The organism is Aeromonas sp. QDB62 (assembly GCF_027705695.1).
Lineage (GTDB): Bacteria > Pseudomonadota > Gammaproteobacteria > Enterobacterales > Aeromonadaceae > Aeromonas > Aeromonas allosaccharophila.
Map to the genome: position 1 here is coordinate 74,929 of NZ_JAPDCD010000006.1, position 20,529 is coordinate 95,457.

Annotated in this window: 21 protein-coding genes; 11 read left to right on the forward strand and 10 right to left on the reverse strand. The window is 61.4% G+C overall.

Translation table 11 applies throughout. The features are described from left to right. Positions 1–11: 11 nt before the first annotated feature. Complete coding sequence (gene murA / locus OKC27_RS04725; protein WP_182938404.1) at positions 12–1,268, forward strand: UDP-N-acetylglucosamine 1-carboxyvinyltransferase; 1,257 nt, start codon at positions 12–14, stop codon at positions 1,266–1,268. Positions 1,269–1,355: 87 nt separating this feature from the next. Here murA and pmbA read toward each other — a convergent pair whose 3' ends face one another. After that, entirely contained in the window at positions 1,356–2,699 is a 1,344-nt protein-coding gene (gene pmbA, locus OKC27_RS04730) for a metalloprotease PmbA (RefSeq protein WP_182938405.1), read from the reverse strand. A gap of 112 nt (positions 2,700–2,811) precedes the next feature. Between pmbA and yjgA the strand changes: the two genes are divergently transcribed. Next, positions 2,812–3,336 (forward strand): ribosome biogenesis factor YjgA, encoded by a 525-nt coding sequence (yjgA, locus tag OKC27_RS04735; RefSeq protein WP_058053473.1) that lies wholly within the window; start codon positions 2,812–2,814, stop codon positions 3,334–3,336. A gap of 401 nt (positions 3,337–3,737) precedes the next feature. Continuing rightward, positions 3,738–4,520, forward strand: a complete 783-nt coding sequence (locus tag OKC27_RS04740; RefSeq protein WP_182938406.1) for a gamma-glutamyl-gamma-aminobutyrate hydrolase family protein — start codon at positions 3,738–3,740, stop codon at positions 4,518–4,520. Positions 4,521–4,531: 11 nt separating this feature from the next. On the opposite strand, the gene OKC27_RS04745 is transcribed toward OKC27_RS04740, so the two are convergent. Beyond that, entirely contained in the window at positions 4,532–4,915 is a 384-nt protein-coding gene (locus OKC27_RS04745) for a hypothetical protein (RefSeq protein ID WP_042655741.1), read from the reverse strand. 144 nt (positions 4,916–5,059) lie between these two features. Between OKC27_RS04745 and OKC27_RS04750 the strand changes: the two genes are divergently transcribed. Together OKC27_RS04750 and OKC27_RS04755 are read left to right on the forward strand one after the other, a co-directional pair. Then, positions 5,060–6,586 carry a mechanosensitive ion channel family protein gene (locus OKC27_RS04750; RefSeq protein ID WP_182938407.1) on the forward strand — a complete coding sequence of 509 codons (1,527 nt, stop codon included), beginning with the start codon at positions 5,060–5,062 and terminating at the stop codon, positions 6,584–6,586. 45 nt (positions 6,587–6,631) lie between these two features. Beyond that, positions 6,632–7,030 (forward strand): STY0301 family protein, encoded by a 399-nt coding sequence (locus OKC27_RS04755; protein ID WP_139440305.1) that lies wholly within the window; start codon positions 6,632–6,634, stop codon positions 7,028–7,030. A 76-nt stretch (positions 7,031–7,106) separates the two neighbouring features. On the opposite strand, the gene OKC27_RS04760 is transcribed toward OKC27_RS04755, so the two are convergent. The 6 genes from OKC27_RS04760 to lptM form a co-directional block, all read right to left on the reverse strand. Continuing rightward, positions 7,107–7,817, reverse strand: coding sequence for an HAD-IA family hydrolase (locus OKC27_RS04760; protein ID WP_139440306.1), 711 nt, complete (start codon positions 7,815–7,817; stop codon positions 7,107–7,109). A gap of 32 nt (positions 7,818–7,849) precedes the next feature. After that, the gene (xerC, locus tag OKC27_RS04765) at positions 7,850–8,827 is read right to left on the reverse strand and encodes a tyrosine recombinase XerC (RefSeq protein WP_232093582.1); all 978 of its coding nucleotides are present in this window, start codon (positions 8,825–8,827) and stop codon (positions 7,850–7,852) included. Next, a complete protein-coding gene (locus OKC27_RS04770) occupies positions 8,820–9,500 on the reverse strand; it encodes a DUF484 family protein (protein ID WP_058053479.1) in 681 nt (226 codons plus the stop codon). The genes xerC and OKC27_RS04770 overlap by 8 nt, the downstream gene beginning before the upstream one ends. A gap of 92 nt (positions 9,501–9,592) precedes the next feature. Beyond that, a complete protein-coding gene (dapF, locus tag OKC27_RS04775) occupies positions 9,593–10,423 on the reverse strand; it encodes a diaminopimelate epimerase (protein ID WP_182938408.1) in 831 nt (276 codons plus the stop codon). A gap of 87 nt (positions 10,424–10,510) precedes the next feature. Then, positions 10,511–11,761, reverse strand: a complete 1,251-nt coding sequence (gene lysA / locus OKC27_RS04780) for a diaminopimelate decarboxylase (protein ID WP_042061562.1) — start codon at positions 11,759–11,761, stop codon at positions 10,511–10,513. 32 nt (positions 11,762–11,793) lie between these two features. Further along, a complete protein-coding gene (gene lptM, locus OKC27_RS04785) occupies positions 11,794–11,970 on the reverse strand; it encodes an LPS translocon maturation chaperone LptM (protein WP_074045189.1) in 177 nt (58 codons plus the stop codon). Between the two features lie 73 nt (positions 11,971–12,043). On the opposite strand from lptM, the gene cyaY reads away from it, so the two are divergent. Together cyaY and OKC27_RS04795 are read left to right on the forward strand one after the other, a co-directional pair. Continuing rightward, positions 12,044–12,358, forward strand: a complete 315-nt coding sequence (gene cyaY, locus OKC27_RS04790; protein ID WP_042655643.1) for an iron donor protein CyaY — start codon at positions 12,044–12,046, stop codon at positions 12,356–12,358. Then, entirely contained in the window at positions 12,355–13,008 is a 654-nt protein-coding gene (locus tag OKC27_RS04795) for an alpha/beta hydrolase (RefSeq protein WP_182938409.1), read from the forward strand. The genes cyaY and OKC27_RS04795 overlap by 4 nt, the downstream gene beginning before the upstream one ends. A 66-nt stretch (positions 13,009–13,074) precedes the next feature. On the opposite strand, the gene OKC27_RS04800 is transcribed toward OKC27_RS04795, so the two are convergent. After that, entirely contained in the window at positions 13,075–15,594 is a 2,520-nt protein-coding gene (locus tag OKC27_RS04800; RefSeq protein ID WP_270805974.1) for a class I adenylate cyclase, read from the reverse strand. 323 nt (positions 15,595–15,917) lie between these two features. Between OKC27_RS04800 and hemC the strand changes: the two genes are divergently transcribed. Genes hemC through OKC27_RS04820 form a run of 4 tightly spaced genes read left to right on the forward strand, consistent with a single transcriptional unit; the run spans position 15,918 to position 19,798 of the window. Then, positions 15,918–16,847 carry a hydroxymethylbilane synthase gene (gene hemC, locus OKC27_RS04805; protein WP_139406779.1) on the forward strand — a complete coding sequence of 310 codons (930 nt, stop codon included), beginning with the start codon at positions 15,918–15,920 and terminating at the stop codon, positions 16,845–16,847. Further along, positions 16,844–17,578, forward strand: a complete 735-nt coding sequence (locus tag OKC27_RS04810) for a uroporphyrinogen-III synthase (RefSeq protein WP_182938411.1) — start codon at positions 16,844–16,846, stop codon at positions 17,576–17,578. The genes hemC and OKC27_RS04810 overlap by 4 nt, the downstream gene beginning before the upstream one ends. Further along, positions 17,575–18,624 (forward strand): uroporphyrinogen-III C-methyltransferase, encoded by a 1,050-nt coding sequence (locus OKC27_RS04815; protein ID WP_111806393.1) that lies wholly within the window; start codon positions 17,575–17,577, stop codon positions 18,622–18,624. Before OKC27_RS04810 ends, OKC27_RS04815 begins: the two co-directional genes overlap by 4 nt. Before the next feature lie 10 nt (positions 18,625–18,634). Continuing rightward, complete coding sequence (locus OKC27_RS04820) at positions 18,635–19,798, forward strand: heme biosynthesis HemY N-terminal domain-containing protein (RefSeq protein ID WP_270805975.1); 1,164 nt, start codon at positions 18,635–18,637, stop codon at positions 19,796–19,798. Between the two features lie 70 nt (positions 19,799–19,868). Here OKC27_RS04820 and OKC27_RS04825 read toward each other — a convergent pair whose 3' ends face one another. Further along, a complete protein-coding gene (locus tag OKC27_RS04825) occupies positions 19,869–20,120 on the reverse strand; it encodes a YkgJ family cysteine cluster protein (protein WP_182938413.1) in 252 nt (83 codons plus the stop codon). Positions 20,121–20,529: the final 409 nt, after the last annotated feature.

Sequence of the window (20,529 nt, forward strand, 5' to 3'; positions counted from 1 at the left end):
ACGAAGTAAAAATGGACAAATTCAAAATCGATGGTCGTTGCACTCTCAACGGCGAAGTGACCATCTCCGGCGCCAAAAACGCCGCCCTGCCGATCCTGTTCGCAACCCTGCTGTGTGATGAAGAGGTACACCTCTCCAACGTGCCGCGTCTGAAAGATGTGGGCACCACCATCAAGCTGCTGGAGATGCTGGGCGCCACCACCAAGGTCAACGGCAACGTCACCGTGCTGACCGGTGCGGTGAACAACCACGTCGCCCCCTACGAGCTGGTGAAGACCATGCGTGCCTCCATTCTGGCGCTGGGCCCGCTGGCTGCCCGTTTCGGTGCTGCCGACGTCTCCCTGCCCGGCGGTTGCGCCATCGGTGCCCGTCCGGTCAACCTGCACGTCCACGGCCTGGAGCTGATGGGTGCCAAGATCACCATCGAAGATGGTTACATCAAGGCCCGTGTCGATGGCCGTCTGAAAGGCGCCCACATCCTGATGGACATGGTTTCCGTTACCGGTACCGAAAACCTGATGATGGCCGCGACCCTGGCTGATGGCCGCACCGTGATCGAAAACGCCGCGCGCGAGCCGGAAGTGGTCGATCTGGCCAACTTCCTCAATACCCTGGGCGCCAAGATCCAGGGAGCGGGCACCGACACCCTGACCATCGACGGTGTCGAGCGTCTGCACGGCGGCAGCTACAGCGTCCAGCCCGACCGTATCGAAACCGGTACCTTCCTGGTGGGCGCAGCGGTCACCGGCGGCAAGATCACCTGCCGCAAGACCGACCCGACCCTGCTGGAAGCGGTGCTGGTCAAGCTGGAAGAGGCTGGCGCCCTGATTGAGAAGGGTGAAGACTGGATCACCCTCGACATGACTGGCCGCACCCTCAAGCCGGTCACCATCAAGACCGCCCCCTACCCGGCCTTCCCGACCGACATGCAGGCACAGTTCACCGTGCTGAACGCCGTCGCCAAAGGCACCGGCATGGTCACCGAGACCATCTTCGAGAACCGCTTCATGCACGTTCCCGAGCTGGTCCGGATGGGCGCAGACATCGAACTGCAGGGCAACGTAGCCATCTGCCGTGACACCGAGCAACTCAAGGGTGCCCAGGTGATGGCGACCGACCTGCGCGCCTCTGCCAGTCTGGTGCTGGCCGGCTTCGTGGCCGAAGGCTCCACCATCGTCGACCGTATCTATCACATCGACCGTGGCTACGAAGACATCGAGCACAAACTGCAAGGCCTCGGCGGCCGCATCGAGCGCATCAAGGGCTGATAACCCCCTGATCGCAGGCCGATAAAAAGGCCCCCTCGCGTTGGCGAGGGGGCCTTTTTCATGGTTTCGGTTCTGTTGAAACCGGGATCAGTGACCCGCCAGCTTCATATTTTCCACTAGCACCGAGCCGGTCTTGAGGCTGGAGCGCTCATCTTCGTCACTGCCCACCGCCACGATGTGGCTGAACATCTCGGCCAGATTGCTAGCGATGGTGATCTCCTCGACCGGATAGGCGATCTCGCCATTCTCGACCCAGAAACCGGCGGCGCCGCGGGAGTAATCGCCATTGACGATATTGACCCCCTGCCCCATCAGCTCGGTCACCAGCAGGCCGGTGCCCATCTCTTTCAGCATGCCCTGAAAGTCCTGGCCGGAGTTGGAAACCTGCCAGTTGTGGATGCCACCGGCATGACCGGTGGTGGTCAACCCCAGCTTGCGGGCGGAGTAGGAGGTGAGCAGCCAGCTCATCAGCTCGCCATTGCGGATGATATCCATATCGCGAGTACGCACCCCTTCCCCATCGAACGGAGTACTGGCGAGCCCGCCCAGCAAATGCGGGAACTCCTGAATGGTGAGCCACTCGGGCAGGATCTGCTTGCCCAGCTTGTCGAGCAGGAAGCTCGACTTGCGATAGAGGTTGCCGCCGCTGATCGCCATCACCAGATGGCCCCACAGGCCGGAGGCGGTATCGGGGTGGAACAGCACCGGCGCATGGCGGGTCGAGATCTTGCGGGCGCCGAGGCGGGAGACGGTACGCTCAACGGCTTCGTCGGCGATGCGCTGCGGACTCCAGAGCCCGTCGAGGGTACGGCTGGAGGAGTAGCCGTAATCCCGCTGCATATCGCCATCCTGCTCGCCGATCAGCACGCAGCTCAGGGAGTTGCGCGAGGCCGCGTAGCCTTTGACGAAGCCGTGGCTGTTACCATAGACCTTGATGCCGAGATGGCTGGAGAAACCGGCTCCATCGGAGTGCTTGATGCGGGCATCGCGGCCAAGCGCCAAGCGTTCGCACTCGATGGCCAGCTCGATGCCGCGCTGGGGATCCAGTTCGATTTGGTGACACAGTTGCAGGTCAGGGGCATCCCAAGCCAGCAGATCGGCGTCCGCCAGACCGGCGCAATCATCGGCCGAGGTGTGGCGGGCAATCTCGATGGCCGCTTCAACGGCGGCACGAATGGCGGGTTTGCTCAGATCGGTGGTCGAGGAGGATCCCTTGCAACCATCGCGATAGACGGCGATGCCGAGGGCACCATCCTTATTGAATTCAATGCTTTCCAGTTCACAACCCCGGGTATTCACCGACAACCCGGTCTGCTTGCTGATGGAGACTTCGGCCAGCGAGGCGCCCAGTCCCTTGGCTATCTCCAGGGCTTCGGCAACCACGGCCTCGAGATGGGCTTGATCCTGGCGGATTTGGTCTTGCTGATCCATAACTCACATCTATATGAAAGAAGGAAAGGGTTAAGCATATCAGACCCCTGCGCCCAGCGGGAGAAGCTGGTAACATATCCACCAAACGTGAATGACAGGAATCAAGAGACCGATGAGTCAATATCAAGACGACAACGAGTTCGAAGACTGGGGCCCGAGCAAGAGCCAGCTCAAGCGCGACGCCGACGCCCTGCAAAAAATGGGCGATGAGCTGGTCAGCCTTAGCCATAGTGAACTGGAAAAAGTGCCGATGGACGAAGAGCTGGCTGATGCGATCGAGTTGGGGCGCAAGCTCAAACCGAAAAAAGACGAATCCTATCGTCGCCATCTGCAGTTCATCGGCCGTCTGATGCGCAACCGCGACCCGGAGCCGATCATCGAAGCTCTGTCGATCTTCAAGAATCGTCACTCCACCGTGAATGCCCGCCTGCATCGGCTGGAACAGTGGCGTGAGCGCCTGATCACCGAAGGTGACAGCGCCCTCAACGAGCTGATGTCCCAGTTCCACGATCTGGATCGCCAGAAGCTGCGCCAGCTGATCCGTTCCGCCAACAAGGAGCGGGAGCTGAACAAGCCGCCGGTCGCCTATCGCGAGATGTACCAGTATCTGCGCGGTGAGATCGAAGATCTGCTGTGATCCCCGACACACGCCTCCCTCGCGGAGGCGTGTTTCTATTGATGCCTTTACACCTGCCCAGCCCCATTCCCCGCAATCCCTGCGCGTTTAATATATCCACCATTCAGGCGACACGGCCACGACACCCCATCTGAACAGCCCCGTTAAATCGCAACTTCAGAGCAGGCCAAAACAAATCCATTAACAATTTGGCATCATTTTGTTTGACATATTGAACGGCCTTGGCAGACTGGAGAGAGGATCCAGGCTGTTGCTGCCCAGGCTGACCGACGATTCTGCCACCCTGCCCGACGCCGGATCCCATGACCATGCCTTGAGGCATGCCCTTGCCCGGTCGGTTTGCAAGGGCCTACCCAAGGCGCAGGATGAGACTTCAACGCCAAGGATAATCAAGGTGCCCTATGCCAAATCCCCTGTCTCCCGCTACCCGTAAACCGGTCGTGCTGATGACCATGGGCGCCCAGCCCCGTAACGGCCACGCCTATCAGGTGATGACCCACAAATACATCATGCCACTGGTCGACATCAGCGACTGCGTCCCGCTGCTGGTGCCTACCTGCTGCGGCACCGCCGATCTGGAGCAGTATCTGGATCTGGCCGATGGGGTCTATCTGAGCGGGGCCGGTTCCAACATCGACCCGGCCCTCTACGGTCAGGAAAACCTCACCCCGGAGAAACAGCAGGACAGGGATCGCGACCTGTTCGATCTGCCGCTGATCAAAGGAGCGCTGGCCCGTGGTTTGCCGATCCTCGGGATCTGCCGCGGCATGCAGGAGATCAACGTGGCACTGGGGGGGGACATTCATCAGAAGGTCTACAACGAGCCGGGCTATGACGACCATCGGGAGGATGCCGACGATCCGGTCGATGATCAGTATGGGCCGAGCCATCAGATTGAACTGCTGCCGGGCAGCTGGTTTGCCGAGTTGATGGGGGAAGCGCGGATTCCGGTCAACTCCCTGCATGGACAGGGCATCAACCGGTTAGGGAACGGACTGGAGCCACTGGCCCACGCCGAGGATGGGCTGATCGAGGCGCTTCATGCCCCCACCCTGTCACCCTTCTTGCTGGCAGTACAGTGGCATCCGGAGTGGAAGGCCAATGAAAATCCTCACTCCATCAAGATCTTCCAGGCCTTTGGCGATGCCTGCCGTCAGCGCAGTGCATTGATGGCAGGCCGCTAAGCCCCATCGATTCAGTCGCCAAACCCCCGCGCCTTGAGTTTGGGCAGTCCGCCTCGCTCCGGGCGCAGGGTACGGCAGATATCCATCCCCTTGAGCCCACGCTGGATATGGTCAGGGGATTGGCCAAACACCATGCCGTTGCTGCGGTAGAGGTTGTTGTCATCCAGCTCGAACTTCTCGCCCCCGATAAGCAACTGCTCCCGACCATTGACCGTGTCGCCGTGCTTGATGGGCACCTTCATATCGGTCAGCACCTCGCCGGTGGCACACCCCTCGCGCCAGCGCGCTTCACTGGCGAAAGGGGTAATGGCTATTTCGCGCCAGGAACCATCCCTGAACTCGACCCGGTACTTGTCCGTCAGCAGATCGCAGCCAGCCAGTGGCAACAGGGCCATCAAACAGATGATTTTCTTTGAAAATTCCACGTAATCGCACTCCTTTGCCTTGTCCTGCACAGGATAAATAAATTGCTGCCCCAACGCACCATTTCCCCGCACCGCAGCAGCTATGCTGGAGGTAAACCACAATAAGGTGCTGCTATGGCTGGCGATAACTTCACTGCGCTACCGACACTGATCTGGATTGGCGAACACCCGTTCTGGACCCTGCTCACCCTCTCCCTGATGCTGACCCACTTCTGGCGCCGCCCGGGACAGCGACGGGAGCTGCTCTCCGAGCTCGGCTTCGTGATGATAAGCGCGGTGGTCATCCTGCTGATCCAGCTCGAAGGGGGCTGGTTCAAACTGCCGTTGCCCCATCAACTGCTGGTCGAGATCTCCACCCTGCTGGCCGGTTTGATACTGGTCAAGGTGTGGGGGATCCTGCTGTTCGAGTTTCTGCTACCCCTCTGCCATGTGCGGATCCCGCGGATCATCGCCGATATCGTCATCACCATCGGCTATATCGGCTGGGGTCTGTTTCGCCTCTACGCCTCCGGCATGGCGCTCGGGGAGATAGTCACCACCTCGGCGGTGATCACTGCGGTCATCGCCTTCGCCATGCAGGATACCCTTGGCAACCTGCTGGCCGGGGTCTCCATCCAGCTCGACAACTCCATTGCCATCGGTGACTGGCTGCAAGTGGATACCACCCAGGGCCGGGTGGTGGAGATCAACTGGCGTGCCACCACCATCGAGACCCGCAACTGGGAGACAGTCGTCATCCCCAACAGCCACCTGCTCAAGCAGCGCTTCACCGTGCTTGGCCGCCGTCGGGGCGAACCGCTGCAGTGGCGGCGCTGGGTCTGGTTCGATCTGACGCTGGATACCCTGCCGACCCAGATCATCGCGCTGATCGAGAAATCCCTGCGGGAGACCAAGCTCCCCTGCGTCGCCAAGTATCCGCAACCGGACTGTCTGCTGATGAACGTCGAAGGGGGGATTGCCCGCTACGCGGTGCGCTACTGGCTGACCGATCTGGCTCGCGACGATCCGACCGACTCCATGGTGCGCAGCCTGATCGATGCTGCCCTGCGCCGCAACGATCGCCGCCTCACCCCGCCGATCTTCAACGTCTTCATGAGCAAGGAGAAACAACATCAGGATGCGCGCCACAAGCGCCACACTGCCGAGCGTACCGACACCCTGCGCAAACTGCCGCTGTTTGCCATGTTGCAGGAGGACGAGCTGCTCCAGCTGGCCGATCAGGTGAAGTTCGCCCCCTTCGTCAGCGGCGACATCATGCTGGAGCAGGGGGATGTCTCCAGCTGGCTGTTCGTGCTGGTCAAAGGGGAGGCCGAGATGGTGGTCAACGTCGAGGGACGGGAGCTTAAACTGGGCACCCTCGGCGCGGGGGACTTCTTTGGCGAGCTGAGCCTGCTCACCGGCGAGCCCAGCTCCTTCACGGTACGGGCGGTGGCCACCGTCGAAACCTATCGCATCAATCAGGCGATGTTTCAGGAGCTGGTGATGCAGCGGGAATCGTTGGTCGAGCCCCTCTACCGGGTGCTGAGCGCCCGCCAGCAGGAGCAGCGGGCGCTGCTGGAGCGGGAGGCGGAAGCCATGAAACAGCCACCACAACAGCTTGATCTGCTTGATAAACTGATGAAGCTGTTCGGTGGAAGATGACGTAACATGGCGCGATAGTGAGGACGTGAAGAGAGAACCGCGGCCATGTTACTGACCACCCTGGCCCTTGCCGCCAGCCTGCAATTTGATTGCCCTGCCACCATCGAGACTCGCCAGCAGTTGCTAACCCCGCAGCAGGGCTGGCAGGCGTTCACCCGCGATGACGATGGCAAACCGGACGAAACCCTCAGCCACCGGCTCGATAATCTGGCCCTGTTCGACGGTGATCCAGCCGAGCTGGCCCAGCTCAAACCGGATAATGGCGACAACGACGAGATCCACTACTGGAGCCAGCTCGATAGCAGCCTGAGCCCCCTCTATCTGGTCTGCCGCTATCAGAACAGCGCCATCACCCTGCAGCAGGCGCTGCCCGTCGGCATCAGTTACTGTCGCGTCAACCAGCGCGACCGCTACACCCTGCTCGGGCTGGTTTGCCGCAAATAGCGGTCGTAACCCCTTGCCATACATCGCTATTCGCTGACAGCCATTGCCGCCTGAGCATAGCCACCCGCCAGCGCCATCAGAGCAGCAGCTCGGCCAGCTCCTCCAGCGCCGTCAGCTCCACGTCCGGCAACAGTTGCAGCTGTTGCCACGGTTGCTGCCGCTCGTTGAGCCAGGCGGCGCGAAAGCCGTGCAAGCGGGCCCCCAGCACATCGGTCTCGGGATGATCCCCCACATGGAGGATCCGCTCCGCTGGCAGCTTGAGGGCGCTACGAGTCTGCTCAAACATATCCGGCGCCGGTTTCATTCTGGCGCCCGCCCCCGCCTTGCAGACCAGAGTGAAATAGGGCTCAAGCCCTGCCTGCGCCAGATCCAGATTGCCGTTGGTGATGACCACCAGCGGGTAGCGCTCGGCCAGTCTGGCCAGCAGCCGATGGGTTGACTCGCTCACCTCGATCTTCGAGCGCTCTGCCAGAAACGCAGCAAACACCTGCTCCGCCTCGCGGCTGGCCTGCTGGTCAGCCATGCCCCCCGCGACCATGGCGGCGCGGATGGTCTGCTGGCGCGCCAGGCTGACATCGTGGCGCAGCTCGGGGGAGCTGTTCAGCACACTGCGCTTGAGTTCCAGCCAGCGCGGCTTGTCGAGCATGGCGGTGGCCAGATATTCGCTGCGCAGATGGCTCAGCATCCACTGCTCGGCGCGCACGATGGCGGGGCCGTTATCATAGAGGGTGTCATCGAGGTCAAACGAGATGGCAGCAACCGGCTGCCAGCGGCGATAGAAGTGCATGGACTCTCCTCTGCAACGGGACTCGGGGCCCGTTATTCATCGTCCTGCGCATCCGGGTCACGCTTGGCCCTTGGGTGGGCGCTGTCGTAAACCTTGGCCAGATGCTGAAAGTCGAGGTGGGTATAGATCTGGGTGGTGGAGAGATCGGCGTGTCCCAGCAGCTCCTGCACCGCCCGCAGATCGCCGGAGGACTCCAGCATATGGGTGGCAAAGCTGTGGCGCAGCTTGTGGGGATGGACGTGGGCGTTGAGCGCCTGCTTGTTGCCCCAGCCATCGAGGCGGGCCTGCACCGAGCGGGCCGACAGCCGCTGCTTGCGGCTGGAGACAAACAGCGCCTCGCTCTCGTCCCCGGCCAGCAGCGGGCGCACCTTGAGCCATTTCTGCAGCCACTCGACCGCCATCCGGCCGATCGGCAGCACCCGCTCCCGCGAGCCCTTGCCGGTCACCTTGAGCTGACGGTCATCGAGCTTCAGATCCACCAGATTGATCCCCACCAGCTCGGCAAGGCGCAGCCCTGAGGAGTACATCAGCTCCATGATGGCGCGATCCCGCACCGCCAGCGGATCCTGCTCGTCGGTGATATTGAGCAGCTGGTACATCTCGTCCACATCGAGGTTTTTCGGCAGCGGTCGTCCCTGTTTTGGAGTGACGATGCCGCGGGCCGGATTGGCGGTCAGCCGCCCCTGCCGCACCTGCCAGTCGCAAAAGCTGCGCAGGGCAGAGAGCTTGGTGGCAAGGGAACGAGGAGCAAGGCCCACCTTGTGCATCCTGGTCACCAGAGTACGCACCTGACTCGCCTCAAGTAGGCCCCAGTCAGCCAGACCCAGCGTCACCAGCTCGGCGGTCATCGCCTCCAGATGGGCTTGATAGTTATTGCGGGTATGAGGGCTGAGCTGACGCTCGACCCTCAGGTATTCGATAAAGGCCGCCAGCTCGTCCGCCAGTGCAGCAGGCAGTGGCGGCGCGACGGCGGGAGCCTTGGCAGGCGCCCTGGCCGGTGTTCTAGCCATGAGTCAGCTCGGGCAGACGCAATTGCAGCAGGCGCCCCAGTTGGCCCAGCAGCAAGGTGTCGTTGTGGGGGGTGAAGTGGCTGGGATCCGAGCTGGCAAAGGCCAGCACACCGAGATCGCCGAGCCGCATCAGGGCGACCGAGTTGACCAGCACATCGTGGCCAAACAGCGCTTGCTTCTCGCTCTGGCTCAGACGGCCAAAGTAGTAATCCTGCCCCGGCAGACGCTGACCCAGCAGGGATTCGAGCTGCTTGCCCTGCGCCAGAAAGCGCTGCTCGGGCCCGCTCAGGGCAAACTTCTTGGGATTGAGCCAGAGCCGCAGCCCGGTCAGGCGCAGCCGCTGGACAAAGGCCTTGCCCATCACGGCACTCACCTCGAACAGGGTCTGGCAACCGTACAGCTCGCCGTAGAGATCGGCATATACCCGGAAGATCCGCTCGTTCTCGCTGGCGATCCCCATCAATTCGGTGATCTCCTGCTCCAGCTGTTCGATCCGCTCGCGCTGACGCTCCAGCTGGCGCTCGACCAGCGAAACCGACCCTTTGCGTTCATGGGGAATGCGGATCCGGTCCAGCACGGCGGCATGGCGTTGGAAAAACTCGGGATAACGGGCCAGGTACTCCAGCACAGTGGCTTCATCCACCGATTGCTCCTGCCGTTTGAGTTCGCTCATAAATTGGTTGATCCATCAGAGAAATGGGGCTCGCTGCCCCGACATCATGGGCAAAGGGGGCCAGCACCCCCCGTACCTGAACCTTTATCCGGCTAAACCTCTATCTGGCCGTCAAACACATGCTCGGCGGGGCCTGTCATATAGACCGGCTGGCCCGGCCCCTTCCAGGCGATGGTCAGCTTGCCGCCCGGCAGACTGACGGTGACCCGCTCCTTGAGCTTGCCCTGGCTGATGCCAATCACCGCCGCCGCACAGGCACCGGTGCCGCAGGCCAGGGTCTCCCCCACCCCGCGTTCGAATACCCGCAGCTTGATCTCGGTGGCGTTGACCATCTCCATAAAGCCGACGTTGACCCGTTCAGGGAAACGCTCATGGCGCTCCATGATGGCGCCCAGCGTCTCGACCGGCGCATCGGCGACCGACGGCACCTCGATGACACAGTGGGGATTGCCCATGGAGACCACGCCACACATCACGGTATGTTCCTGCGCCCGCAGCAGATAGGTTTTCTCTGCCTTCTGAGCCCGGAACGGGATCTTGCCCGGCTCGAACTGGGGCACCCCCATATTGACCGTGACCTGATTCTCCCCCTCCAGCTGCAACACGATGCGACCCCGGGCGGTGCTGACCGCGATGCGATCCCGGTTGATCAGCCCCTTGAGACGCACGAAACGGGCAAAGCAGCGGGCGCCGTTGCCGCACTGTTCCACCTCGCTGCCATCGGCATTGAAAATGCGATAGTGAAAGTCGAGTTCAGGATCATAGGGCGGCTCCACCAGCAGCAGCTGGTCAAAGCCGATCCCGAAGTGGCGATCCGCCATCTTCTTGATGACGTCATTGCTGAAAAATACCTTCTGGGTGACGCCATCCACCACCATGAAGTCGTTGCCCAAGCCATGCATCTTGGAAAAATCTATCAACATCGTGCATTCCTGTGCTGTTAGGGCTGTAAATACTCATCGAACCAAGAGGCGTCACACGCCATGAAGTCATTGTCCCAGACTGCGCCATCAGGGCAGCAGGTGCTCACCGCGCCAGAGATCGGCCAACTGCTCACGCTCGCGGATCAGGTGCGCCTCGGCACCATCCACCAGCACTTCGGCCGCGCGCGGACGGGTGTTGTAGTTGGATGACATGGTAAAGCCGTAGGCACCGGCCGAACGCACTGCCAGCAGCGAACCCTCGGCAATCGCCAGGGTGCGCTCCTTGCCGAGGAAGTCGCCGGTCTCGCACACCGGGCCAACCACGTCATAGAGCGCGGGAGCATGACCGGCGCGGCTATCCACCTCGATGATGTTCATCCAGGCGCCGTAGAGCGAGGGGCGCAGCATGTCGTTCATACCGGCATCGATCAGCGCAAAGTTGCGGGTCTCACCCGGTTTCAGATACTCGACCCGAGTCAGCAGCACGCCTGCATTGGCGACGATGGCGCGGCCCGGCTCGAACAGCAGGGTCAGATCCCGACCCGCCAGCTTCTGCTTGAGCGCTTCGGCATATTCGGTCGGATGGGGTGGCTGCTCGGAACCATAGTTAACCCCGAGACCACCGCCCACATCCAGATGATGGATATGAATCCCTTCTGCAGCCAGACCGTCGATCAGCCGCAGCAGTTTGTCGGCGGCTTCCATGAAGGGATTCAATTCAGTGAGTTGCGAGCCGATATGGCAATCCACCCCGACGATCTCGATGTTCGCCATCGCCGCCGCCTTGCGGTAGATGTCAGGCGCCAGCTCGATGGGAATGCCGAACTTGTTCTGCTTGAGGCCAGTGGAGATATAGGGGTGAGTACCGGCATCAATATCCGGATTGACCCGTACCGAAACGCGAGCTTTCTTGCCCATGCTACCAGCCACCCGATTGAGGCGCTCCAGCTCGGCTTCCGACTCCAGATTGAAACAGAGGATCTCTTTTTCCAGCGCCAGGCGCATCTCCGCTTCGCTCTTGGCCACTCCGGAGAAGACCACTTTGCCCGGATCACCGCCCGCCGCCAGTACCCGCGACAGCTCGCCACCGGAGACGATGTCAAACCCCGAGCCCAGACGGGCCAGCAGGTTGAGCAGCGCCAGGTTGGAGTTGGCCTTCACCGCATAGCAGATCAGATGAGGAATATCGCCAGCGGCCTTGTCGAAGGCGTGCCAGTGGCGCTCGAGGGTCGCACGGGAGTAGACGTAAAGCGGGGTACCGTACTGCTCGGCAAGCTGTTGCAGCGAGGTTTGCTCGGCCTGAAGCTGGCCGTCGGCGTCGTAGTTAAAGTGATCCAAGGGGGCGGTTCCTTCCTAGAATGGGTGCGGCATTAGTGCGGCGCGGCCTCGGTGGCAGCCTCGGAGGTCGCAGGCGGTGCTGCTTGCGGTGTACTCTGGCTCTGTGGCTGCTCGGGGGGCGGCATATAGAGCGGCCCCTTCAGACCGCACGCGGCCAACCCGAGGGACAGAAGAGTGGCAAGCAGACACTTGGTGAACTGGGTGATCATAATGGTTCGCTGCGAAAAAATTTTTGGCCCTCTATAATCGCACTCACATTGTTAAAAGCAACAGGATAAACCGATGAAGGATCACGAGTATCACGCCCTGACCGACGCCTTTTTCCAATATGTGGAAGACACCCTCGACGAGGGGTATCCGGATATCGACTGCGAACGCAACGGCGGCGTATTGACCCTCTCTTTCGAGAACAAGACCAAGGTCATCATCAACAAGCAGGAGCCACTGCACCAGATTTGGGTCGCCACACGCGAGAACGGCTTCCACTTCGACCTGCAGGGTGACACCTGGATCGACAACCGCTTCGGCCACGAGCTCAAGGCGCTGTTGAGCAAGTCCTGCACCGCCCAGGCTGGCGAAACCGTGGTGTTCCCATGATTGACCTGCACCCGCAGGGCGCCCGTCACGCGGTGATCTGGCTGCACGGGCTGGGTGATTCCGGCGCCGGTCTCGCCCCGCTGGTGGACGCGCTGGACCTGCCCGCCGATCTGCCGGTGCGTCACCTGCTGCCGGATGCCCCCGAGCGCCCGATCACCATCAACATGGGCTACAAGATGCGCGGCTGGTACGACATCAAGAGCTTCGAGGATCCCGCCGAGCGGGCCGTGGAGTCCCATGTCCGTGACTCGGCCGACCAGATTGCCGCCCTGCTCGATCAGCTGGTGGCCGACGGGTTTGCCCCCGAGCGCATCGTGCTGGCGGGCTTCTCCCAGGGCGGGGTGATTGCCTCCTTCACCGCGCTGCGCTATCAGGCAACGCTGGCGGGCCTGCTCTGCATGTCCACCTATCTGGCAGCTCCCGACAAATTGCTCGGCGAGATGAGCAAGGCCGCTCGCACCCTGCCCATCTGCTACATGCACGGCATCTATGACGATGTGGTGAGCCTGTCGCTCGGTTGGGATGCCAAGAACCGGCTGGAAAGCGCCGGGCTCGCCCCCGAGTGGCACGAGTACCCGATGCGCCACGAGATCTGCCGTCCGCAGCTCGGCGACATTCGCAGCTGGCTGCTGGCCCGCCTCGGTGCCTGAGCCCCTCCGATAAAGCAAACGGCCTGCATCTGCAGGCCGTTTTTTATGGCGATTACCACTGGCGGGTCAGCCCACTTCCCGAGTGGGCGGCACCTGTTCGCGCAGAGTGCCCTGACTGCGATAGGGGATCACATCCAGCTCGCCATTCACTTGTACTATCTCGTAGTACTGAGGCAGGTTGAAGTTAATGAACTGGCCGTCATCGCTGAACCGCTCGTGATTGGAGGTGTAGAAGCGGTTGACCCCCGCCACCAGCTCATCCTTGTTGCCGGCGAAGTGCTGGTAGATCTCCACCCGGTTCGCCTCATCGAGGATATAGATGTTGGTACCCGCATCCCGGGTATCGAAGAAGAACTGCACCAGGCCTTCGCTGGCGTAAGCATCGACGATGCTCGGCAGATGCTGGCTGTGGGTCTTGTCGAGCCGCAGCGGCAGGTGATCCAGCTTGTTGTGGGAGATGTGACGGTAAAAATCGATGGCGTTTTCCAGCTTCTTGACCGACACACCGCGCCGCTCGAAGAAGATGCCGTACTTCTCGCGACCGAGGGCCATGGTCTTGACCAGCTGCTGCTTGTCGCGGGCAAGGCGCAGATCGATACACTCTGCCACCAGAGTCTGGAAGCGGGAGCACACCAGAGAGCGGAAGTGCTGGCTGTAGCAGAACACTTCAATCATCTCGGGGGCGGCAGCATCCTGATGCATCTTGCCGAGGATGGTGGTGAGGGCATCGACCACAGCTTCATCCCCCTGGAAGTGCAGGGTACGGATCTCGCTCCAGGAGTTGCGATAGACCAGATCCACCGAACCGACCAGACACTCCTGATTGCGACCGAACGAGAAGACATCCACGGTGTTGGCGTCAAATTCGATCACCTGACCGACCCAGTGGCTGGTCGGGTCCATCTCCAGATTGAGGAAGATGGAGAGCTGGCGGATCTCGCACGGACGGCTGAGCGCCAGGTTGGTGGCCAGCGGGTACTTCTCGGGGAAGCAGCCGGAGAGATCGCGACAGAACTGGTGCAGATTGTCGATGTGCAAATCCGAACCCTGATTGAACAGGTGCACCCGCGACTGGGGCGTCAGCAGATCGTTGAAGTAGGCCCAGGAGACCAGCTTGCTGATGTAACCGTTGAACTCCAGCGGCGCGCGGCCAATGATGTCCACCGGCTCCAGCGAATGTTTGTAGAGATACCAGCCGGCGCGGTTGAGGCGACCATGGGGCACCTGCACGAAGCTGAGATCCGGCTCGCTGAGATCCGGCGCGATCTTGAGGTTGATGCGCTGCACCTTGCCCGGCAGGCTCTCGAACGCGGCGTAGAGCTTGCGCGACAAAATGCCGATATCTTCCGGGTTGATCGACTCGCTGATGTTGTTGCGGCGGGCGAACTGGATCAGGTTGAGGTAGCTCTGCATCAGGGCTTCCAGCAGCTCGGCGTGGGCGATCTTCACCTCTTCGATCTTCCACTCATGGCGGTGATCGAGTTGATAGAGTTTGTCCTGACTCCAGCCCCAGTAGGAGACCAGCTGGCTCATCTGCTCGCGGCGCCACTCGGGGGAGTGATCATCCTTGGGATGGCTGAGACCGTCGCACACCTTGAGGTAGAAGCAGCGACGCACCAGATCGAGCCGCGCCATGTCGCCGATGGACTTGAGGTAGTTGGTCACCTTGTCCAGCATCAGACAGTAGTTGTCGAGCCGGTAGTGCATCCCCTCGTTGTGCTGGAACCAGTCGCGGCCAGTCATCGACAGCAGACGGGTGTTGGGGTACTCGTGGGAGTAGGCTTCCATCAGCACCGACTTGAGCACCGCCTTGTAGGGGGAGTCGATCCCCTTGTAGAGCTGCCACAGGGCGGAGCCGAAATACTCTTCGGCCGGAATACGGTCAAAACTGCCCAGATCGAGCCAGTCGTCCTGCTTGAGCTTGCCGCTCTCGAACAGCTCGTTCACATACTCATCGTAGTGTTCGTCACACTCAATGGGCACCAGATACCAGATCAAGCGCTTGCCCGCGATATGCATGGCACTGCGGTAGAACTCGTCGAGCAGCAGCAGGTGCTGGGCACTGCCGCAGCTCTCACCCTGCATCTGGGCATCATTGGTCTGGCGGAACTTGTCTTCCGGGATCAGGAAGAAGTTGAGATCGACGCCGCGCTGTTCGGCCCACTTGGAGAGTTGCTGGCACTTCAGCTCCAGCAGATCGAGCCGCTCCTGCGACAAACCGGCCACGTGGCAGACCCAGATATCGAGATCGGAGTGACAGCATTGCCCGATGGACGAGGTGCTGCCCATGGAGTAGAGCCCCTGAATGGCCCGATCATGGGTGGCAAGACCGTTCTGACAGTTGGCGTTGCGACAGAGGTCATCGATAAAGGCTTGCTGCTCGGCGGTGGCGCTGAAGCTCCAGATGCCATGAGGAACATCACCGGAGACATAACCGGGCAGCAGGGGGTGATTGAAGTGCAGCATGACAGGCAGCAGTTGGAATACCTGCTGCCCATAGCGACTCATGAGGCCTAACGCCCGTTGCGTCTTGAGACGGGTAATGTCGTCATAACGCGCAACCAGCGTATCGATGTGTTCCTGCAATGCCCTGCCTATCACCTAAGTGAAAATGACGCACCAAAAGGGGGATACGTCAAAAAAGTGTGATCATGTTAACAATGCAAACAGCAGTGGTAAACAAGCCTTCCGCTAATCGTCAGATTATTTCTGGTATGACCACAAAAAGTATCAGGAGAAATCGTTAAATCTCAATCTATTCAATGAATTAATCATCTAGCATGACTTAATGAAAATCATTTTCAGCATGCATTTTTGAGCTTGGCCCCGCTTTTGCCGGCTCCGCCATGAAAGCCCGGGCAAAGGGTGGTAATATCGATTTCCTTCTAAAAATGAAACAACTGATTGATATGGCAGCCCGAACCCTGAAAATTGCCACTCGCAAGAGCCCGCTGGCCCTGTGGCAGGCCAACTTTGTCAAAGACCGGCTCGAAGCCCTGCACCCGCAGTTGCAGGTCGAACTGGTGCCCATGAGCACTCAGGGTGACAAGATCCTCGATACCCCGCTGGCCAAGGTCGGTGGCAAAGGGTTGTTCGTCAAGGAGCTGGAGACCGCCATGCTGGAAGGACGGGCCGATATCGCCGTTCACTCCATGAAAGATGTGCCGGTGGAGTTCCCCGAGGGGCTCGGTCTGCACACCATCTGCGAGCGGGAAGATCCCCGCGATGCCTTCGTTTCCAACCGTTTCAAGGCCATTGCCGAGCTGCCGCAAGGGGCCGTGGTCGGCACCTCCAGCCTGCGCCGCCAGTGCCAGTTGCGCGCCGCCCGCCCGGATCTGGTGATCCGCGACCTGCGTGGCAACGTCAACACTCGCCTCGCCAAACTGGATGCCGGTGAGTACGACGCCATCATCCTCGCCGCCGCCGGTCTGAAACGACTGGAGATGGCGCAACGCATCACCGCCTTTATCGAGCCGGAGCAGAGCCTGCCCGCCAACGGTCAGGGCGCCGTCGGCATCGAATGCCGCCTCGACGATGTTGAGCTGCACGCCCTGCTGGCGCCGCTGGAGCACGCCGAGACCCGCGCCAGAGTGCTGACCGAGCGCGCCATGAACCGTGCCCTGCAAGGGGGATGTCAGGTCCCTATCGGTGCCTATGCACTGGTCGAAGGCGAGCAGATCTGGCTGCGCGGTCTGGTGGGTAGCCCGGATGGCCGTCAGGTGATCCGTGACGAGATCCGCGGCCCGCTGGCCGATGGCGAGGCGCTCGGCGAGCAACTGGCCCAGCGCCTGCTGGCCGCCGGTGCCGACGAGATCCTGGCCGAGGTCTACCGCGCATGACCCCGCTGGTGGTGCGTCCGGCCGCTCAGGCCGCCGAGCTGGTGCAGTTGCTGCGCCAGCACGGTCATGCACCGCTCTGCTGCCCGCTGCTGGAAACCGTGGCGGGCAGTGAACTCCCTCGCTTACCCGACCTGCTGCGCCGCGCCGACATCGTTATCGCGGTCAGCATCCATGCCGTTCATTTTGCACACGATTTTCTGTTGCAAACTGGTCAGACCTGGCCACATATTGAGTACTTTGCGGTGGGTCAGGCCAGCGCCGATGCCTTTGCCGCCGTCGGCATAACCGCGACCTGCCCGGATGACCCGCGCAGCGAGGGGCTGCTGGCCCTGCCCGCTCTGCAGCAGGTGACAAGCAAACGGGTGCTGATCCTGCGCGGCAATGGCGGGCGGGATCTCATCGCCAGCACACTGGCCTCACGCGGTGCTCTGGTGCACTATTGTGCGGCCTATGAGCGCCACTACCCTGAGCTAGACGGGAACACATTGACCCACCACTGGCAGGCCGCGGGGCTGGACAGCCTGCTCATTACCAGTGGTGAACTGTTGCAACGGCTGCTGGAGCTGGTTCCCAACCACCAGCGGCCCTGGCTTTTTGACCGCCTGCTGGTGGTCCCCAGCCCGCGCGTGGCCGAGATGGCCAGCGCAGCGGGCTTTATCCATATCACGATTGCCCAAGGTGCATCCAACCAGGCCCTGACGGCCGCACTGGAACTGAGGAAGATGGAATGACAGAACAACAAGAATCCCAGGTCAAACCCCAGCCGACCGCTGTGGTCAATGGCAGCAAGAACCGCTCCGGTGCCGTACTGGGAGGGGTCGCCATCCTGCTGGCCCTTGGCCTGACCGGCGGTCTCTATCTGCACGGTCACAAGAATGCCGTTGCCCAGCAGGCCGAACTGGCCCAGCTCAAGCAGCAGCTGGCGAGCGCCCTGAGCAAGATCGACCAGACCAGCAGCAAGGATGCCGAGCAGCTGGCCGCACTGGATCAAACCCAGCAGCGGCTGCAAGGGGAGATGCAGGGGCTGCAGAATCGGGTACTGGATCTCAACGACAAGCGCCCCAACGACTGGATGCTGGCCGAATCCGAGTATCTGGTACGGATGGCGGGCCGCAAGCTGTGGCTGGAGCATGACCTCGTCTCCGCCATCACCTTGCTCGGCAACGCCGACGAGCGCATCGCCGCCCTCAACGACCCCAGCCTGATGCCGATCCGCAAGGCGCTGGCCGAAGATATCGCCAAGCTCAAAGGGATGCCGCGCATCGACCGCGAGGGGCTGACCCTCAAGCTGGCCGCGCTGTCCGACCAAATTGAGCTGCTGCCCCTCTCCACCGTCAGCATGCCGGAAGCCAAGGCCGAGCCGGATCAGGCGGTCAGCACCAATCCCGACGAATGGGAGAGCAACCTGAAGAAGAACTGGGTCAAGTTCACCGAGAACTTCGTCACCATCCGTCGCCGCGATGGCGCGGTCGAGGCGCTGCTCTCGCCGCAGCAGGAGATCTTCCTGCGTGAAAACCTCAAGACCAAGTTGTTGCAGGCCCAGCTCTCCGTCTATCGCGAGCAGCAGGCGCTCTACGAAGACAGCCTGGACAAGGCCCAGCGCTGGCTGACCCAATATTTTGACACCGACAACAGCGCCACCCGCTACATGCAGGGCGAGATCGACAAGCTCAAAGGTGAGCAGATCCAGATCGACTATCCGGCCCAGTTCAAGACCCAGGCGATGCTGGAGCAGGTGTTGACCGAACGCCTGCAACGCATTCTGGCCAGCAGCTGAGGAGGGCACCATGATCCGTATAATCATTCTGGTTGCCGTGATGGTCGCAGGGCTGATCTTTGGCCCGCAAGCCTCAGGCAACAAGGGCTATGTGCTGATTGCCCTTGGCAATTACACCATCGAATCGTCCGTCACCAGCGCGGTGATCCTGGCCGTGCTGTTCTACGGCGCTCTGCTGATCGTCGAGTGGCTGCTGGGCCGGGTATTCGGCCTGCGCCGCAAGACCCTCGGCTGGTATGGCTCGCGCCGCCGCCGCAAGGCCAATCAACAGACCGTTGCCGCCACCCTGGCGATGGCCGAAGGGCAATACAGTCAGGCTGAAAAGCTGCTGATCAAGGGGGCCAGCAACAGCGACACCCCGCTGCTCAACTACCTGAGTGCCGCCAAGGCCGCGCAGGCACGTGGTGACGACGCCCGCCGGGATCAATACCTGCAAAAAGCGCAGGAGGAGAACCCCAAGGCCGAGCTGGCGCTCACCCTGACCCAGACCCAACTGCAGATCGAGCAGGGTCAGTACGACACCGCACTGGCGATGCTGGAGTCGGTCTACGCCCTCAACCCGCGCCACCCCATGGTGCTGGATCAGCTGCGTCAGGTGCATCTGGCCCGTCAGGACTGGAGCGCCCTGTGCGACCTGATCCCGGCACTGCACAAGGTGGGCATGCTGACCCCGAAACAGGAAGAAGATCTGCTGCAACAGGCCTGGTGTGGCCGCCTGCAACAGGCTGCCGGCAGTCTCGAAACCATCAAGGCGGTATGGCAGGATCTGCCGCGCAAGCTGCGCCTTGAGCCGGAACTGCTGGCCTGCTACGGGGATCTGCTGCGCCAGCTCGGTGCCGACAACGAGGCCGCCACCCTGTGGCAGGAGGCGCTGCGCAAACAGCCGATGCCGCAGCTGCTGGCTCGCCTGCCCAAGCTGAAACTCGACAGCTACCAGCCGCTGCTGGCACTGCTGCAAAAACAGCAGGGGCAACCGGAGGTAGACACCGCACTGGCCCAGCTCTATCTGCTGGCCGGTCAGCTGGACGATGCCCAGAAGCTGCTGGAGCAGGAAGTGGAGCGGGCGCCGAGCGCCGCCGCCTACCACGCCCTTGGCCAGCTGATGGACAAGCGCCGCCTCACCAACAAGGCCAACGAGTACTATCGTCAGGCTCTGGCGCTGGCGGGGATCTGATCCCCGGCAAACAGAAACGCGAGAGGCCGCATGATGCGGCCTCTTTTTTTATCTCTTCGCCCTGCCCTCGTCAGGTGGTGAGCCGCTCCAGCTCGCCGATCAGCCAGATGGCCTCGGCGCGGTGGCTACCGCACACATCCATCATGGGGCGAAAACCGCCACACACTGCCGGCCGTTCCGGTTGACCGAAGATCTTGCAGCCAAGGGCGCTATCGAGCTGGATACAGGGGATGCCAGCCGGTTTGCCATCTGGCATACCGGGAATGGCACTGCTGATACTGGGGGCGATGCAACAGGCAGCGCAGCCGCTACGACACTCCATACACTCCACTCCTTTGGGACGGTCTGAGCCACCATAGCCGAAGCGGCGGCACAAACGTAGCTGGCGCACAACAAAAAGCCCGACCGCACGGGCGATCGGGCTTCAGGCAACACAGCCGGTTCAGCGAGCCATCATCACAGGATGATATCGCGTACCACGCTGTCTTTGCGTTCCAGATAATGGATCGACTTGATACGGCGGCACTAGTACGGGACTTGCCGCCGACCAGTATTCACCACATCACAGAATAATGTCGCGCACTACGCTGTCTTTGCGTTCCAGGTAATGGATCGACTTGATGCGGCGGCACTAGTACGGGACTTGCCGCCGACCAGTATTCACCACATCACAGAATAATGTCGCGCACTACGCTGTCTTTGCGTTCCAGGTAATGGATCGACTTGATCGG